This is a genomic window from Kitasatospora sp. NBC_00039 (genome assembly GCF_045160625.1).
Lineage (GTDB): Bacteria > Actinomycetota > Actinomycetes > Streptomycetales > Streptomycetaceae > Kitasatospora.
Genome location: NZ_CP108289.1, coordinates 6,867,863 through 6,883,354, shown reverse-complemented (window position 1 = coordinate 6,883,354; position 15,492 = coordinate 6,867,863). Strand labels below are relative to the sequence as shown.

14 protein-coding genes are annotated in these 15,492 nt (G+C 70.6%); 2 read left to right on the top strand and 12 right to left on the bottom strand.

Annotation, left to right across the window (positions count from 1 at the left end):
- Positions 1-183: 183 nt before the first annotated feature.
- The 9 genes from OG286_RS30665 to arc form a co-directional block, all read right to left on the bottom strand.
- Positions 184-588 (bottom strand): FKBP-type peptidyl-prolyl cis-trans isomerase, encoded by a 405-nt coding sequence (locus tag OG286_RS30665; RefSeq protein ID WP_396321797.1) that lies wholly within the window; start codon positions 586-588, stop codon positions 184-186.
- A 129-nt stretch (positions 589-717) separates the two neighbouring features.
- Entirely contained in the window at positions 718-2,031 is a 1,314-nt protein-coding gene (locus OG286_RS30660) for an FKBP-type peptidyl-prolyl cis-trans isomerase (protein WP_396321798.1), read from the bottom strand.
- A gap of 271 nt (positions 2,032-2,302) precedes the next feature.
- The gene (locus OG286_RS30655) at positions 2,303-3,289 is read right to left on the bottom strand and encodes an FKBP-type peptidyl-prolyl cis-trans isomerase (protein WP_396321799.1); all 987 of its coding nucleotides are present in this window, start codon (positions 3,287-3,289) and stop codon (positions 2,303-2,305) included.
- Between the two features lie 152 nt (positions 3,290-3,441).
- The gene (gene pafA, locus OG286_RS30650) at positions 3,442-4,803 is read right to left on the bottom strand and encodes a Pup--protein ligase (RefSeq protein ID WP_396321800.1); all 1,362 of its coding nucleotides are present in this window, start codon (positions 4,801-4,803) and stop codon (positions 3,442-3,444) included.
- Between the two features lie 270 nt (positions 4,804-5,073).
- On the bottom strand, positions 5,074-5,829 hold the full coding sequence (gene prcA / locus OG286_RS30645; RefSeq protein ID WP_396321801.1) for a proteasome subunit alpha: 756 nt from the start codon (positions 5,827-5,829) through the stop codon (positions 5,074-5,076).
- Positions 5,830-5,859: 30 nt separating this feature from the next.
- Positions 5,860-6,702 carry a proteasome subunit beta gene (gene prcB / locus OG286_RS30640; protein WP_396321802.1) on the bottom strand — a complete coding sequence of 281 codons (843 nt, stop codon included), beginning with the start codon at positions 6,700-6,702 and terminating at the stop codon, positions 5,860-5,862.
- Between the two features lie 161 nt (positions 6,703-6,863).
- Complete coding sequence (locus OG286_RS30635; protein ID WP_344321819.1) at positions 6,864-7,082, bottom strand: ubiquitin-like protein Pup; 219 nt, start codon at positions 7,080-7,082, stop codon at positions 6,864-6,866.
- Positions 7,083-7,256: 174 nt separating this feature from the next.
- Positions 7,257-8,768, bottom strand: a complete 1,512-nt coding sequence (gene dop, locus OG286_RS30630; protein ID WP_396321803.1) for a depupylase/deamidase Dop — start codon at positions 8,766-8,768, stop codon at positions 7,257-7,259.
- Between the two features lie 242 nt (positions 8,769-9,010).
- Entirely contained in the window at positions 9,011-10,777 is a 1,767-nt protein-coding gene (arc, locus tag OG286_RS30625; protein ID WP_396321804.1) for a proteasome ATPase, read from the bottom strand.
- A 284-nt stretch (positions 10,778-11,061) separates the two neighbouring features.
- Here arc and OG286_RS30620 point away from each other — a divergent pair, with 284 nt between their 5' ends.
- Positions 11,062-11,364 carry a ferredoxin gene (locus OG286_RS30620; RefSeq protein WP_405359332.1) on the top strand — a complete coding sequence of 101 codons (303 nt, stop codon included), beginning with the start codon at positions 11,062-11,064 and terminating at the stop codon, positions 11,362-11,364.
- A 39-nt stretch (positions 11,365-11,403) separates the two neighbouring features.
- On the opposite strand, the gene OG286_RS30615 is transcribed toward OG286_RS30620, so the two are convergent.
- From OG286_RS30615 to OG286_RS30605, 3 genes are all read right to left on the bottom strand, one after another.
- Positions 11,404-12,009: a hypothetical protein gene (locus tag OG286_RS30615; protein ID WP_396321806.1), complete on the bottom strand. Its 606-nt coding sequence runs from the start codon at positions 12,007-12,009 to the stop codon at positions 11,404-11,406.
- Positions 12,010-12,165: 156 nt separating this feature from the next.
- The gene (locus OG286_RS30610) at positions 12,166-13,125 is read right to left on the bottom strand and encodes a tRNA (adenine-N1)-methyltransferase (protein WP_396321807.1); all 960 of its coding nucleotides are present in this window, start codon (positions 13,123-13,125) and stop codon (positions 12,166-12,168) included.
- A gap of 81 nt (positions 13,126-13,206) precedes the next feature.
- Complete coding sequence (locus OG286_RS30605) at positions 13,207-14,421, bottom strand: site-2 protease family protein (RefSeq protein ID WP_396321808.1); 1,215 nt, start codon at positions 14,419-14,421, stop codon at positions 13,207-13,209.
- Between the two features lie 172 nt (positions 14,422-14,593).
- On the opposite strand from OG286_RS30605, the gene OG286_RS30600 reads away from it, so the two are divergent.
- Positions 14,594-15,475, top strand: a complete 882-nt coding sequence (locus OG286_RS30600) for a RecB family exonuclease (RefSeq protein WP_396321809.1) — start codon at positions 14,594-14,596, stop codon at positions 15,473-15,475.
- Positions 15,476-15,492: the final 17 nt, after the last annotated feature.

Genomic DNA, 15,492 nt, shown 5'->3' with positions numbered 1-15,492 from the left:
CCCGCCGGGCGGTCGTCGACCCGGCGGGACCGACCGTACCGGTAGCGGTACGCAGTGCAAAAGCCGAGTCCGCAAACGCGTGGGGCCGCACCCCCGGCTCGGGGGTGCGGCCCTCGGTCACGACCGGGTCGGACCGGTGCCGGACGGCGGTCCGGCCGGGATCCGACCAGGATCAGTCCGCGGTCAGACGGAGATCAGGTCGACCACGAAGATCAGGGTCGAGCCCGCGGGGATGAGCGGGGACGGCGACTGGTTGCCGTACGCGAGGCGCGCGGGGATGATCAGCTCGCGGCGGCCGCCGACCTTCATGCCGACGACGCCTTGGTCCCAGCCCTTGATGACGCGGCCGGCGCCGAGCGGGAACTTGAAGGTGGAACCGCGGTTCCAGCTGGCGTCGAACTCCTCGCCGGTCTCGAACGTCACACCGGCGTAGTGCACCTCGACGACCTGGCCCGGCTTGGCCTCGTCACCGGTGCCGACCTCGATGTCGCGGATCTGCAGCTCGGTCGGCGCGTCGCCGCCCGGGAAGTCGATCTCCGGCTTCGTCTTGTTGCTCACAACTGCCTCTTCTCGGTTGCTTCCATTCATGACCAAGCGGCGGGCGCCCGCACCCGGTCCGTTCCCGGACCACGGTACGGGCGCCCGCCGCCCGTCCGGGCTCAGGCCACGCGGCCCCGCCCGAAGGTCACACACAGACCATTGTCACCCGAAAGTGGATCAGCCCTGACCGGCGTCCAGAATGTCCACCACGAAGACCAGCGTGGCGTTGGCCGGGATGTCGCCCTGGCCCTTGTCGCCGTAGCCGAGCGAGGCGGGGATGACCAGCTCGACGCGGCTGCCGACGGTCTGGCCCTCCAGGCCCTGGTCCCAGCCGGCGATGACCTGGCCGCCGCCCACCGGGAAGGAGAACGCCTGGCCCTTGCTCAGCGAGGAGTCGAAGACCTTGCCGTCCTTGAACAGCGCGCCGGTGTACTGGACGACGACCTTCTCGCCCTTCTCGACCTTGGGGCCGGTGCCCTTGATCAGGACGTGCGACTTGAGCTCGGTCGGGTCGGCGGCGCCGGCCACCGGGGTGATGTCGGCGGGCTTCTTGCCGTTGTCCTTCACCTGCGGGAAGTCCGCGGGCGGCGGGGTGACGGTGCCGCTGACCACGGCGTCGGGCGCGGTGCTGTTGCGGATGTCGATGACGAACACCAGGTTGTCCTTGGCGCCGATCGACATGCTCGGGTTGCCCTGGGCACCGAACGCGGCGGCGGGCGGGGCCACCACCATGACCCGGCTGCCGGCCTTCTTGCCGAGCACGGCCTGGTCGAGCGCCGGGATCAGCGCGTCGGTGCCGGCCTGGAAGATCTGCGGCTTGCCCTTGTCGTCGTACGAGCTGGGGATGTCCTTGCCGGTGGTCCAGTCCTTGGCCGTGTAGTCGACCGAGGTCCAGGAGTTCTTCTCGACCTTGGCGCCGGTGCCCTCGGAGAGCACCTTGACGACGAAGGAGCCGTCGGCCTGCTCGCCGGGCACCTCGATGGCGGCCTTCTTGCCGAACTCGCCGGTGACCGTCGGCAGCACCTTGGCGCTGTCCTTGATCGGCGGTACCGGCTCGGCGCTGGGCGTGGGCGGCGCGCTCTTGGTGGCGTCCGGCTTGGCGGCGGCGTCCGTCTTGGAGCCGCCGTCCTTGTTCACCTCGTACAGCGTGATCGCGCTGCCGACCAGCAGCAGGGTGAGCACGGTGCCGAGGATCACACCCAGCTTGCCGACACCGGGCGGGTTCTCGTCGTACCCGGCCTCCGAGGTGTCCTGGCGGCGCACGTTGGACGCGAAGATCTGCGGGGCCTCGTCGGTCTTCGTCCCGCCGCTCGGCCGCGCGGCCTCACCGGGCTGGGCCCAGCCCGCCTGCTGCTTCAGGATCGACGGCGGTACGACGATCGACTCGCCGTCGCCGGGCAGCGGGCCACCGGGCCGCGAGTCGGCCGGGTCACCGGCGGAGTTCCCGTTCGCGGTGCCGGCCCCGCCCGGGCTCGACGCTTTCTCAGACATGACTCCCCATCCATCTCGCCACGAGGTCTTCGAGGTCTACGGCCGGCGTGGTGGGCGCCGGGGTGCTCTCGCACTGCCGCCCGGGTCCCGGGCGCCGGCGACGCCTACCACAGTGCGAGGGCAGTATGACAGGTCAGGATGAGGGCGGGCGTTTCCTTGTGCGAGCGCCCGCCCAAGCGTACGGAATCCCATCCGTCGCTCCCAGACCGCGTCGGGGCTCCGGGACGTGGCCGGGCGTTCCCGCCGGGCGCACGAACCGGTCGGACACGCCCTACACCGCCTCGAGGATGTCGATCACGAAGACCAGGGTCGCGTTCGGCGGGACGGCGTCCTTCCCCTGCTCCTTGTAGGCCAGCGCGGGCGGTACCACCAGCTCGACCCGGCTGCCCACGGTCTGGCCGACCAGGCCCTTGTCCCAGCCCTCGATCACGCTGCCGGTGCCGATCTGCAGCGCCTGTGCACCGCCGTGGCTCCACGACGAGTCGAACTGCTGGCCGTTGCTCCAGAGCACCCCGGTGTACTGCACGACGAGGGTCTGCCCAGCCTTGACCTGCTTGCCCTCGCCCTTGATCAGCACCGCCTGCTGGAGGTCGGTGGGCGGGGCCTGCCCGGGCGGGATGGTGATCGTCGGGGCGGCCTTGCCGTTGTCCTTGACCTGCGGCAGGGTGGGCGGCGGCTGCGTCATGGTGCCGGAGAGGGTGGAGTCCGCCGGCACACTCTCCATGATGTCCAGCACGAAGACCACGGTGTCGCCGGGGCCCACGCCGAGCTCGGCGTTGCCCTGGCTGCCGAACGCGGCGGCCGGCGGGGCCACCACCAGCAGCCGGCTGCCGACTTTCTTGCCGATCACGCTCTGGTCGAAGGCGGGCACCAGCTGTCCGGCGCCCGCCTGGTAGAGCTGCGGCTTGCCGCCCGCGTCGTAGGAGCTGGGCAGGTCCTTGCCGGTGGTCCAGTCCTTGGCGGTGTAGTTCACCGTCACCCAGTCGCCCTTGTTCACCGTGGAGCGTTCCCCCTCGCTCACGGTGTTGACCACGAACTGGCCGCTGGGCGCACCCTCGGGAATGGTGATGGTGGCCTTGCTCCCGAAGCCGCCGCCCGACAGGGTCGGCATCGGCGCGGCCTCGGTCACCGGTGCCGGCACGGTGGGGGCCACGCTGGACGCCGTGGGCGTCGCCGGGCTGGTCGCCTTGGTGGAGCTGCTGCAGGCGACCACCAGCAGCAGGGGCAGGGTGAGAAGCAAACCGGCGGTGCGGCGCACGGCGTTCCTAACTGTCGGTCAAAGTCGGCTCTCCGGACTCGACGGACAGCGTATGCCCCGACCGCGTCCGGCCCCGGTAGACACCACCGGGGCCGGACACCACGAAGATCACCTCGGGACCGCGCCGCTCGCACCCGCGGTCGCGCCGCCGGTCACATCCCCGCGATCAGCTTCTCCACCCGCTCGTCGACCGAGCGGAACGGGTCCTTGCAGAGCACCGTCCGCTGCGCCTGGTCGTTCAGCTTCAGGTGCACCCAGTCCACCGTGAAGTCCCGGCGCTGCTCCTGCGCCCGGCGGATGAAGTCGCCGCGCAGCCGGGCCCGGGTGGTCTGCGGCGGGATCGACTTGGCCTCGAAGGTCTTGAGGTCGGTGGTCACCCGCTCTGCCTGGTTCTTGGCCTGGAGCAGGTAGAACAGCCCGCGCCGGCGGTGGATGTCGTGGTACGCGAGGTCGATCTGGGCGACCCGCGGGTTGGACATGCTCATCTGGTGCTTCTCGCGGTAGCGCTCGATGAGCTTGTACTTCATGATCCAGTCGATCTCGGTGGCCACCCCGTCGAGCCGCTCGGTGCGGACCGCCTCCAGGGTGCGGCCCCAGAGGTCGAGGACCCGGGCGATGGTGCCGGTGTTGATGCCCTTGCGGTCGGCGAACTCCAGCGCCTTGCTGTAGTACTCCTCCTGGATGTCCAGCGCGCTGGCCTCCCGGCCGTTGGCGAGCCGGACCTGGTGGGTGCCGGTGAGGTCGTGGCTGACCTCGCGGATCGCCCGGATCGGGTTCTCCAGGGTGAGGTCGCGCATCACCACGCCGGCCTCGATCAGCCGCAGCACCAGGTCGGTGGCGCCGACCTTGAGCAGCGTGGTCGTCTCCGACATGTTGGAGTCGCCGACGATGACGTGCAGCCGCCGGTAGCGCTCGGCGTCGGCGTGCGGCTCGTCCCGGGTGTTGATGATCGGCCGGGAGCGGGTGGTCGCCGAGCTGACGCCCTCCCAGATGTGCTCGGCCCGCTGGCTGACGCAGTACACCGCGCCGCGCGGGGTCTGCAGCACCTTGCCGGCCCCGCAGATCAGCTGCCGGGTGACCAGGAAGGGGATCAGGACGTCGGCCAGCCGGGAGAACTCGCCGTGCCGGGCCACCAGGTAGTTCTCGTGGCAGCCGTAGGAGTTGCCGGCCGAGTCGGTGTTGTTCTTGAAGAGGTAGACGTCCCCTGCGATGCCCTCCTCGTGCAGCCGCCGCTCGGCGTCCACCAGGAGCCCTTCGAGGATGCGCTCGCCCGCCTTGTCGTGCGTCACCAGCTCGGTGACCTCGTCGCACTCGGGGGTGGCGTACTCCGGGTGGGAGCCGACGTCGAGGTAGAGGCGGGCACCGTTGCGCAGGAACACATTGCTGCTGCGGCCCCAGGAGACAACGCGGCGGAAGAGGTACCGGGCCACCTCGTCCGGCGACAGCCGTCGCTGCCCACGGAACGTGCAGGTGACGCCGTACTCGTTCTCCAGCCCGAAAATTCGGCGGTCCATGGCACCTTCTTTCGAAGGAATCACCGGTCTGAGCCGGTGAGCGGATCGGGATCGTGAACTCTGCGGCTCGGAGCCGCAGCAGGCCTTGTGGGCTGATCCCCTGCTTAGGCAGCGGGCAGGGCTTGTCCGGGGCTTGCCGTCAGGCGGGCTTGAAGCCCCACGGTCTCGACCGTCGGGGAGGAGTCACGCGGCATCCATTCTCTGAGAGCGTCGCCGAAGGGAGGTCCCGCCGGCGGCCGACAGCCGCCGCGCGGGACTCCTCGGCACTACTTACTCCGGCGGCGCGGCCGCCGGCTTCTCCTCGTCGTCCGACTCCGCGGACTGGTCGCCGTCGAGCAGCCGGGAGAGCTGGCCGCCCAGGATCCGCTTGAACTTGCGCTGCTGGAAGCGCTGGCGGTCGAGGACCGCCACCTCCAGCTGTTCGGGGGTCAGGGTGCGCGGGCTGCCCCCGTTGGGATCCCGGGCGAGGGAGTCCACGGCGACCTTGACCGCGTCGGTGAGCGAGAGCCCGCTGCGGTGGCGCTGGCCCAGGTAGTTGCCGATCGAGTCGGCGTTGCCTCCCACCACCACGTAGTTCTTCTCGTCGACGACCGAGCCGTCCGGCGTGAGCCGGTAGATCTGGTCCTCGTCCGTGGTGCGGCCGACCTCTGCCACGATCAGCTCCACCTCGTACGGCTTCTCGCCGACCGAGGAGAAGATGGTGCCGAGCGTCTGGGCGTAGACGTTGGCCAGGCCGCGGGCGGTGACGTCGGCCCGGTCGTAGGAGTAGCCGCGCAGGTCGGCGTAGCGGACGCCGCCGATGCGCAGGTTCTCGAACTCGTTGTACCGGCCGACCGCCGCGAAGGCGATCTTGTCGTAGATCTCGGAGACCTTGTGGAGCGCACGGGAGGTGTTCTCGGCGACGAAGACGATGCCGTCGGCGTAGGTGAGCACGACCACGCTGCGACCGCGCGCGATGCCCTTGCGGGCGTACTCCGCGCGGTCCGCCATGGCCTGCTGGGGCGAGACGTAGAACGGTGTCGACACCGGCGGTCGTCCCTTCCTTGGTAGGTGTGGCTAGAGCAGCGGGGCCTGCGGGCCGTTGGGGTGGACGAGGCGCTCGTCGGTGATCGAGACGGCGATCTCGGTCACCTCGGCCTCGGTGAGCCGGCGGAAGCCGTCCTCGGTGATCAGCGAGACGATCGGGAAGATCTTGCGGGCGAGGTCCGGACCACCCGTGGCGGAGTCGTCGTCGGCCGCGTCGTAGAGGGCCTGGACGACCAGGGTGGACGCCTGCTGGGCCGTCAGGTCCGCGCGGTAGAGCTTCTTCATCGAGCCGCGGGCGTAGACCGAGCCCGAGCCGGTGGCGGCGAACCCGCGTTCCTCGGAACGGCCGCCGGTGACGTCGTAGGTGAAGATCCGGCCGCGGCCGAGGTCGAGGTCGTAGCCGGCGAACATCGGGACGACCGCGAGGCCCTGCATCGCCATGCCGAGGTTGCCCCGGATCATGGTGGTGAGGCGGTTGGCCTTGCCCTCCAGGGAGAGCACGGTGCCCTCGATCTTCTCGTAGTGCTCCAGCTCCAGCTGGAACAGCCGGACCATCTCGATCGCGAGGCCGGCGGTGCCGGCGATGCCGACCGCGCTGTACTCGTCGGCCGGGAAGACCTTCTCCATGTCGCGCTGGGCGATCACGTTGCCCATGGTGGCGCGCCGGTCACCGGCGATGACCACGCCGCCGTCGAACACGGCCGAGACGATCGTCGTCCCGTGCGGGGCCTCGACCACCACCCCTTCCGGCAGGCTGCGGCGGCCCGGGATGAGCTCGGGCTGGTGCTCCGCCAGGAAGTCGAGGAACGACGAGGACCCCGGGGTCAGGAAGGCAGCCGGTAGACGCCCGGTGCCACGAGTGTTGGCTTCCACACGATTCCTTCCAGGTAGCTTGAAACGCGCTGCCCGGCACCCTACCCGCCTGACGATCACCGTCCACGCGTGGAGGGCCGGACCGGGGCGGACGGGCGGCCATTGCCGTCCGCCCGCCCTCGGCGGTCGCGACCGTGAATTCCCTGAATGCCCGGAGGGTGTTACTGGCCGCCCTTTTGCACGAACTGCCGGACGAAATCCTCGGCATTGGACTCGAGTACCTCGTCGATTTCGTCGAGAACCGCGTCGACGTCGTCGCTGAGCTTTTCCTGGCGTTCCTTGAGGTCGTCGGAATTCTGTGCTTCCGCGGCCTGCTCCTCGACCTCCTCGGAAGAGCGGTTCGCCCGCTGCTGGCCGCCGCCGGTGTCCTTGCTCGCCATTTCCCTCACCCCGCTCGATCTGTCTGGCACGGTTTGGTCGTTGCTTGCTGCACCGACCCTATACACAAGGTGCGACTACCCGCTTCCGGTTTGCCGGGGCGCTTCCTGTCCAACACCCGCTGCCACCCCGGATGATTCCCATTCGGCGGGCGTTCACCCGTGGTGATCGAAAAGTTACCCGCCGGAGAGCACGCGGAGCAGGTCCTCCGCCGTGCGGCAGCGGTCGAGCAGTTCCTTGACGTGGTTGCGGGTGCCGCGCAGCGGCTCCAGCGTGGGGACCCTCTGCAGCGAGTCCCGGCCCGGCAGGTCGAAGATCACCGAGTCCCAGGAGGCCGCCGCCACGTGGTCCGCGTACTGCTCCAGGCAGCGCCCGCGGAAGTACGCCCTGGTGTCCTCCGGGGGCTTGGATACGGCCCGCTCGACCTCCTCCTCGGTCACCAGCCGCTCGAACCGGCCGCGGGCCACCAGGCGGTTGTAGAGGCCCTTCTCGGGCCGGACGTCGCTGTACTGGAGGTCGACCAGGTGCAGCCGGGAGTTGTCCCACTCCAGGGCGTCACGGCTGCGGTAGCCCTCCAGGATCTCCCGCTTGGCGACCCAGTCCAGCTGCTTGGAGAGCGACATCGGATCGCGCTCCAGCCGGCCCAGCACGTCCTCCCAGCGGGCCAGCACGTCCACGGTCTGCTCGTCGGCGTCGGTGCCGAAGCGGTCCTCGACGTACTTGCGGGCCAGCTCGAAGTACTCCAGCTGGAGCTGGACGGCGGTCAGCTTGCGCCCGTTGCGCAGCGTGATCAGGTGCTTGAGCGAGGGGTCGTGGGAGACCCGGTGCAGGGTGCGCACCGGCTGGTCGACGGCGAGGTCGGAGGCGATGAAGGCGTCCTCGATCATCGCCAGGACCAGCGAGGTGGTGCCCAGCTTGAGGTAGGTGGAGATCTCGGAGAGGTTGGCGTCGCCGATGATCACGTGGAGCCGGCGGTACTTCTCGGCGTCGGCGTGCGGTTCGTCCCGGGTGTTGATGATCGGCCGCTTGAGGGTGGTCTCCAGGCCGACCTCCACCTCGAAGTAGTCGGCCCGCTGGCTGATCTGGAAGCCGTTGGCCGAGCCGTCCTGGCCGATGCCGACGCGGCCGGCGCCGGTGACCACCTGGCGGGAGACGAAGAACGGGGTGAGGTGGCGGACGATGTCGGCGAACGGTGTCGCCCGCTTCATCAGGTAGTTCTCGTGGGTGCCGTAGGAGGCGCCCTTGTTGTCGGTGTTGTTCTTGTAGAGGTGGATGGTCTGCCCGTTGGGCAGTTCCAGGGCGCGTTGGGCGGCGGCCGCCATGATCCGCTCGCCGGCCTTGTCCCAGAGCACGGCGTCGCGCGGGTTGGTCACCTCGGGCGAGCTGTACTCGGGGTGCGCGTGGTCGACGTAGAACCGCGCGCCGTTGGTGAGGATGACATTGGCGAGGCCGATGTCCTCGTCGGTCAGCTGGCTGGCGTCCGCGACGTCACGCGCGAGGTCGAAGCCCCGGGCGTCGCGCAGCGGATTCTCCTCCTCGAAGTCCCAGCGGGCCCGCCGTGCCCGGTGCATCGCCGCCGCGTACGCGTTGACGATCTGGGACGAGGTGAGCATGGCGTTGGCGTTGGGGTGCCCGGGCACGGAGATCCCGTACTCGGTCTCGATGCCCATCACGCGCCGTACGGTCATGCGGCCCTCCTTGCCCGGTGTGCCGCCCCCCACGGGCGGAACACGCTGACGTACCGCTGAACAACACCGGCGCCGGCGATGTGCCCGCGCGCGGTGGGTCGAGCCTAGAACGCGGCACCGACAGGCGGGTCCCGAGACGCGCCGTCCGGCTGCGGGGCCGCGAGGCGCCACAGCCGGACGGGGTGCGTGCTGTTCCGGGACCGCATGCCGGCCCGGACCCTGCGGGCCCGGGAGCTGTGCGGTTACAGGTACTGCCCCGTGTTGGCGACAGTGTCGATCGAGCGGCCGGACTCGGCGCCCTGCTTTCCGGTGACCAGCGTGCGGATGAAGACGATCCGCTCGCCCTTCTTGCCGGAGATCCGGGCCCAGTCGTCCGGGTTGGTGGTGTTGGGCAGGTCCTCGTTCTCCTTGAACTCGTCCACGCAGGCGGCGAGCAGGTGGGAGACGCGCAGACCGCGCTGGCCGTGGTCGAGGAAGTCCTTGATGGCCATCTTCTTGGCGCGGTCGACGATGTTCTGGATCATCGCGCCGGAGTTGAAGTCCTTGAAGTACAGGACCTCCTTGTCACCGTTGGCGTAGGTGACCTCCAGGAAGCGGTTCTCCTCGGTCTCGGAGTACATCCGCTCCACCACCGACTGGATCATCGCCTCCACGGTCGCCTCGACGGAGCTGTCGTGCTCCTTGAGGTCGTCCGGGTGGAAGGGCAGCGTGCCCTTGAGGTACTTGGAGAAGATGTCCTTCGCGGCCTCGGCGTCCGGGCGCTCGATCTTGATCTTGACGTCCAGGCGGCCGGGCCGCAGGATCGCCGGGTCGATCATGTCCTCGCGGTTGGAGGCGCCGATGACGATGACGTTCTCCAGGCCCTCCACGCCGTCGATCTCGGCGAGCAGCTGCGGGACGATGGTGTTCTCCACGTCCGAGCTGACACCGGAGCCACGGGTGCGGAAGAGCGACTCCATCTCGTCGAAGAAGACGATGACGGGCGTGCCCTCGCTCGCCTTCTCCCTGGCCCGCTGGAAGACCAGGCGGATCTGCCGCTCGGTCTCGCCCACGTACTTGTTGAGCAGCTCGGGGCCCTTGATGTTGAGGAAGTAGCTCTTCCCCTGGGGCCGGCCCGTCACCTCGGCGACCTTCTTGGCCAGCGAGTTGGCCACCGCCTTGGCGATCAGCGTCTTGCCGCAGCCGGGCGGGCCGTAGAGCAGCACGCCCTTGGGCGGGCGCAGCTCGTACTCCTTGAAGAGGTCGGCGTGCAGGTAGGGCAGCTCGACCGCGTCGCGGATCTGCTCGATCTGGTTGCTGAGGCCGCCGATCTGGCGGTAGTCGATGTCCGGGACCTCTTCGAGGACCAGCTCCTCGACCTCGGACTTGGGCACGACCTCGTAGACGTAGCCGGAGCGGGGCTCCAGCAGGAGGGCGTCCCCCGCCCGGATGGTGATCTCGCGCAGCGGTTCGGCGAGGCGCACCACCCGCTCCTCGTCGGTGTGGCCGATGACCAGGGCGCGCTCGCCGTCCTCGAGGATCTCCTTGAGGGTGACGATGTCGCCGATGCGCTCGAAGGCCATCGCGTCCACGATGTTGAGGGCCTCGTTGAGCATCACTTCCTGGCCGCGCCGCAGTTCGTCGAGGTCGACGTTGGGGCTGACGTTCACGCGGAGCTTGCGCCCCCCGGTGAAGATGTCGGCGGTGCCGTCCTCGTTCCGGCTGAGGAAGGTGCCGAATCCGGCCGGGGGCTGTGCCAGCCGGTCCACTTCCTCCTTGAGGGCCACGATCTGGTCGCGGGCCTCGCGCAGGGTGGAGGCGAGCCGTTCGTTCTGGGCGGTCACGCCGGCCAGGTTGGTCTGGAGCTCGACGATCCGCTCTTCGAGGATTCTCGAATTGCGCGGCGAGTCGGCGAGCTTGCGGCGCAGCACGGCGATTTCCTGCTCAAGGTACGAGACCTGAGCGGCCTCGTCGGAACCACGAGCGGGCCTGCCGGTGCTGCGGTTGTAGTCGTCATCGTGGGCTGCCACGGTCCTCACCTCCTCCGGGGAGCTGGACGCTTCCAGACCCTACCTGGGACCAGGGGTCCGTAAACCCCTAGATCAAGAAAGATGGAACGGGCGTGTCCGATCTTCGCCCTCGCGTGCTTCCCCTCTGCTAAGGGGATACCCACCGCGCACCGCCCAAAGCGGACCAGATGTATCGTCGAGCGAGTCGATATCCGATCGCGACCGAGACTTCCGGTCCGATCGTTGTACGAATGGCGGGATTGCCTCCGATAAGGGGCGACCCGGGACAGAAACGGCAGGGGACCATGTCGGTGACCGAAGAGGCGGCGGCCAGCGAACCGCTGGAGGTGTGGATCGACCAGGATCTGTGCACCGGTGACGGCATCTGCGTGCAGTACGCGCCCGAGGTCTTCGAGCTCGACATCGACGGGCTGGCCTACGTGAAGGGGTCCGATGACGAGCTGCGCCAGCAGCCCGGCGAGACGGCTCCGGTGCCGCTGACGCTGCTTCAGGACGTGGTGGACTCGGCGAAGGAGTGCCCGGGCGACTGCATTCACGTGCGCCGGGTCGCCGACCGGGTCGAGGTGTACGGGCCGGACGCCGAGTAGCCGCGCCCCGGGCATTCGGGGCGAGCGGGCGAATGACCGTCAGGTCCGGGTCAGCGGGGCGGTGGTCTGGGAGCGGTCCCAGCCGCCGCCCTTGCGCGTCCAGGTGAGGTCCAGTGAGATGTCCGGGCTGAACCGCGGGACGTCGTCGCTGGAATACCCCTGCGCGTGGCCGGTGATGACGCCGTCGCTGCGCAGGCCGAGCCGGCCGACGGTGAGGTTCTCGCCCTCGGAGAGCAGGGTGGCCAGCACCACGGGCTTGCCGCCCGTGCCGGGGCCGAGCAGGTAGACGGCGTCCGGCGGGGTGCCGGTCTCGGCCGCGCAGTGGGCGGCAGCGACGGTGCCGGGGCGGCCGTCGCCGAGGTCGGCGGCGAAACTGACGGATATCTTCACCGGGAACGGCCCGCAGTCCAGCGGGAGTTCGGCCCGGGCCGGGTCGGGGGCGGCGGCGGCCGGGAGGGCCTTGGCGGCAGCCCGGGCGGGCGCCGGGGTGCCGGTGGCCGGGTCGGCGGCGAGCGCGGTGGCGACGACCGCCGCGCAGCCGGCGGTCGCCAGCGCCCAGTGCCAGGGGGCGGACCGGGCGTGTGCGGGACCGCTGCGGCCCTGTGGTGTCTGCTGCTCTGCCGTCGCCGTGACCGCGGTCTCCACCAGGCGTCCCCTCCAGCGGGAATGTGTGCGCGTGGGTCGGTGTGAGCGAGCATCGTCCCACATGGGGGCGGGCGCGGGGTGGCCCGGGTGTGGGTAGCACGAAGGGGTGGTACGCGGGCGGAGTGCCCGGCGTACCACCCCTGTCGGGCGTACGGGTCAGCCGAGGTCGGCGGGCTCCGCCTCGGTGGCGCGGGAGGCGGCCCGGGCCGCGGCGCGCTCCTGGAGGCTGGGCTCGGTCGAGCCGTTGTCGTAGTCCTCGCCGTACGCGCCCTTGGCCGGGCGGCGGCGGCGCAGCGGCGGCTCGACGCCGTCGGCGAGGCGGCGGGCGGTGAGCAGGAAGCCGGTGTGGCCGATCATCCGGTGGTCCGGGCGGACGGCCAGGCCCTCCAGGTGCCAGGTGCGGACCATGGTCTCCCAGGCCTGCGGCTCGGTGAAGGTGCCGTGCTCGCGCAGCGCCTCGACGGTCTTGGACATCTGCGTGGTGGTGGCCACGTAGCAGCAGATGAGGCCGCCGGGGACGAGCGCCTTGGAGGCGACGTCCAGGCACTCCCAGGGGGCGAGCATGTCGAGGATGACGCGGTCGACGTCGGTCTCGACCAGGTTGTCCTGGAGGTCGCCGACGGTGAGCTTCCACGCCGGGTGCGGCCCGCCGAAGTAGCGCTCGACGTTGCCCTTGGCGATGTCGGCGAAGTCCTGCCGGCGCTCGTAGGAGGCCAGCATGCCGGTGTCGCCGACGGCGCGCAGCAGGTAGCTGGAGAGCGCGCCTGAGCCGACGCCGGCCTCGACGACGCGGGCGCCGGCGAAGATGTCGGCCATGGCCAGGATCTGCCCCGCGTCCTTGGGGTAGATCACGGCGGCGCCGCGCGGCATGGACAGGACGTAGTCGGGGAGCAGGGGGCGCAGCGCGAGGTACGGGACGTTCCCCGTGGTGCGCACGACCGTGCCCTCGGGGGCGCCGATCAGCTCGTCGTGGGGGAACGCACCCTTGTGGGTGTGGAACTGGTTCCCGGCCTGGAGCGTGAACGTGTAGTGGCGGCCCTTCGGGTCGGTCAGCTGGACCTGGTCCCCGACCTGGAAGGGCCCGCGTCGGCGGGTGGCACCGGTCGGTTCGGACATGCGGACAATCCTAAGGGAAGCGGGCCGTCCGGCTTACCAGGTGATCGTTCCGGCGGCGGCGCCGCTTACCGGGCGGGCCTTTCAGCGGCCGGTGACGGCGGCGTTCAGGCGCTGCTCGATGTCGGTGCGCGAGGCGACGCCGTACACCGTGCCGTCGGCCTCGACGACCAGGTACTCGGTGGCGGGGGTGGCGCGGACGGCGCGCAGCAGGTCGTTGCCGGTGAGGTCGGCGGCGAGGCGCAGGCCCGGTTCGAGGTCGCGGGCCAGGGCGCCGACGGCGACCCAGGGGCGGCGCTCTTCCGGGATGGCGCGGATCTGGGACTCCCTGACGAGGCCGATCGGGTCGCCGCGGCCGTCGATCACCACGACCGCGCCGGCGTCGTCCTCACGGACGCGGCGGACCGCCTCGCCGACCGGGGTGTCGGCGGTGACCTTGACGGCCCGGCGGGTGAGGTCGCGCAGCCGCAGGCCGGGCAGGGCCTCCTTGAGCCGGGCGTTCTGCAGGCTGCCGCCGGCGCCGGTCCAGATGAGCGCGGCGAGGACGGCGGCCAGCACCGCGTCGATCATGGTGTCGCTGGTGGAGCGCTCGACCCCGCGGGCGGAGCTGACCAGCGGCAGGCCGATCAGCACCGCGACGGCCAGGACGCGGCCGGACCAGGCGGCGGCGACGGTGCCGGCCATCGGGCGGCCGGTGACCGCCCAGACGACGGCGCGCAGCATCCGGCCGCCGTCCAGCGGCAGTCCGGGCAGCAGGTTGAACGCGGCGACGACGAGGTTGGAGACCATCAGGCCGGTGAGCAGCACCCCGGGGACGCTGGAGAGCTCGACGGCCTGCATGGCGAGGTAGAAGAGGCCGCCGAGCAGCAGCGAGAGCAGGGGCCCGACGAAGGCGAGCCAGAACTCCCGCCACGGGCTCTCGGCCTCGTTCTCGATCTCGGAGACGCCGCCGAAGAACTGGAGCTGGATGCGGCGCACGCCGAGCCGGTAACGGAGCGCGACGACGGTGTGGGCGAGTTCGTGGACGAGGACGGAGCCGTAGAAGGCGACGGCGAAGGAGAACGCGACCAGGTAGCGGGTGGCGCCGAGCCCGGGCAGGACGCGGTCGAGCTGGCCGCCGAAGACCCAGGTGATCAGGGCCGCGATGACGAACCAGGAGGGGGTGACGTAGACGGGCACGCCGAAGGGGCGGCCCATCAGGATGCCGTTGCGGCGCTCGGGCTCCTCGGGCGGTCCGGGCCGGGCCCTGCCGTCGTGCGGTGGCTGGTCGGAGGTCTGCGGACCCCTGCTGTCGCTCACCGTGATCCCTTCGGTCGGTTCCCCCGTCGTGCACCGCGCGCCGGTGCGCCCACGCTACGTGATCGTGGCGGTGGGACACCGCGCGCCCCTCCCCAGGGTTCATACCCACTGGAAAGGCCGTGTGGCAGCACCGTGGCAGCGGGATGACAGCACAGGGCAATAGGGTCGGGGTATGCAGCAGACCGACACCAGCAGTGCCCCCGCGGCCCCGGCCCGGCCGGCGGCACCTCCGACCGGCCTGTCCCCGTCCCGCGCGGGGGACTTCCTGACCTGCCCGCTGCTGTACCGGCTGCGGGTGATCGACCGGCTGCCGGAGCCGCCGAGCGCGGCGGCGACCCGGGGCACCCTGGTGCACGCGGTGCTGGAGCGGCTCTTCGACAGCCCGGCGGCCGAGCGGACGCCGGAGCGGGCGCTGGGGCTGCTGCGCCCGCAGTGGGAGCGGCTGCTGGGCGAGCGCCCGGAGCTGGTGTCACTGTTCCCCGAGGATCCGGACGGCGCGGCGCTGACCCGCTGGCTGGCCGACGCCGAGAAGCTGGTCGAGCGCTGGTTCCGGCTGGAGGACCCGACCCGCCTGCACCCGGTGGAGCGGGAGCTGTACGTGGAGACGGCCCTGGACTCGGGGCTGCTGCTGCGCGGCTACATCGACCGGGTCGACGTCGCGCCCACCGGCGAGGTCCGGCTGGTGGACTACAAGACCGGCCGCGCGCCCTCGCGTGACTTCGAGGGCAAGGCGATGTTCCAGATGAAGTTCTACGCCCTGGTGGTCTGGCGGTGGAAGGGAGTGATCCCCAAGCGGCTGCAGCTGGTCTACCTCGGCGGGGGCGGGGACGTGGTCAGCTACGACCCGGACGAGACGGACCTGCTCGCGGTGGAGCGCAAGCTGCGGGCGCTCTGGGAGCGGATCACCGAGGCGGTGGCCACCGGGGAGTTCCCGGCCACCCGCAACCGGCTCTGCGACTGGTGCGACCACCAGGCCAGCTGCCCGGAGTTCGGCGGCACTCCCCCGCCGTACCCGTTGCCGCTGGCCCGTACGTCCGTCGAAGACGGTGTCTGACGAAGACGATCCCACGG

What these genes read in the sequence shown, in the direction of transcription:
- OG286_RS30610 (WP_396321807.1), bottom strand. Translation starts at nt 13,125, where the DNA reads ATGTCCGAACCGACCGGTGCCACCCGCCGACGCGGGCCCTTCCAGGTC.
- OG286_RS30665 (WP_396321797.1), bottom strand. Translation starts at nt 588, where the DNA reads ATGAATGGAAGCAACCGAGAAGAGGCAGTTGTGAGCAACAAGACGAAG.
- OG286_RS30600 (WP_396321809.1), top strand. Translation starts at nt 14,594, where the DNA reads ATGCAGCAGACCGACACCAGCAGTGCCCCCGCGGCCCCGGCCCGGCCG.
- OG286_RS30620 (WP_405359332.1), top strand. Translation starts at nt 11,062, where the DNA reads ATGTCGGTGACCGAAGAGGCGGCGGCCAGCGAACCGCTGGAGGTGTGG.
- dop (WP_396321803.1), bottom strand. Translation starts at nt 8,768, where the DNA reads ATGACCGTACGGCGCGTGATGGGCATCGAGACCGAGTACGGGATCTCC.
- pafA (WP_396321800.1), bottom strand. Translation starts at nt 4,803, where the DNA reads ATGGACCGCCGAATTTTCGGGCTGGAGAACGAGTACGGCGTCACCTGC.
- OG286_RS30660 (WP_396321798.1), bottom strand. Translation starts at nt 2,031, where the DNA reads ATGTCTGAGAAAGCGTCGAGCCCGGGCGGGGCCGGCACCGCGAACGGG.
- OG286_RS30635 (WP_344321819.1), bottom strand. Translation starts at nt 7,082, where the DNA reads ATGGCGAGCAAGGACACCGGCGGCGGCCAGCAGCGGGCGAACCGCTCT.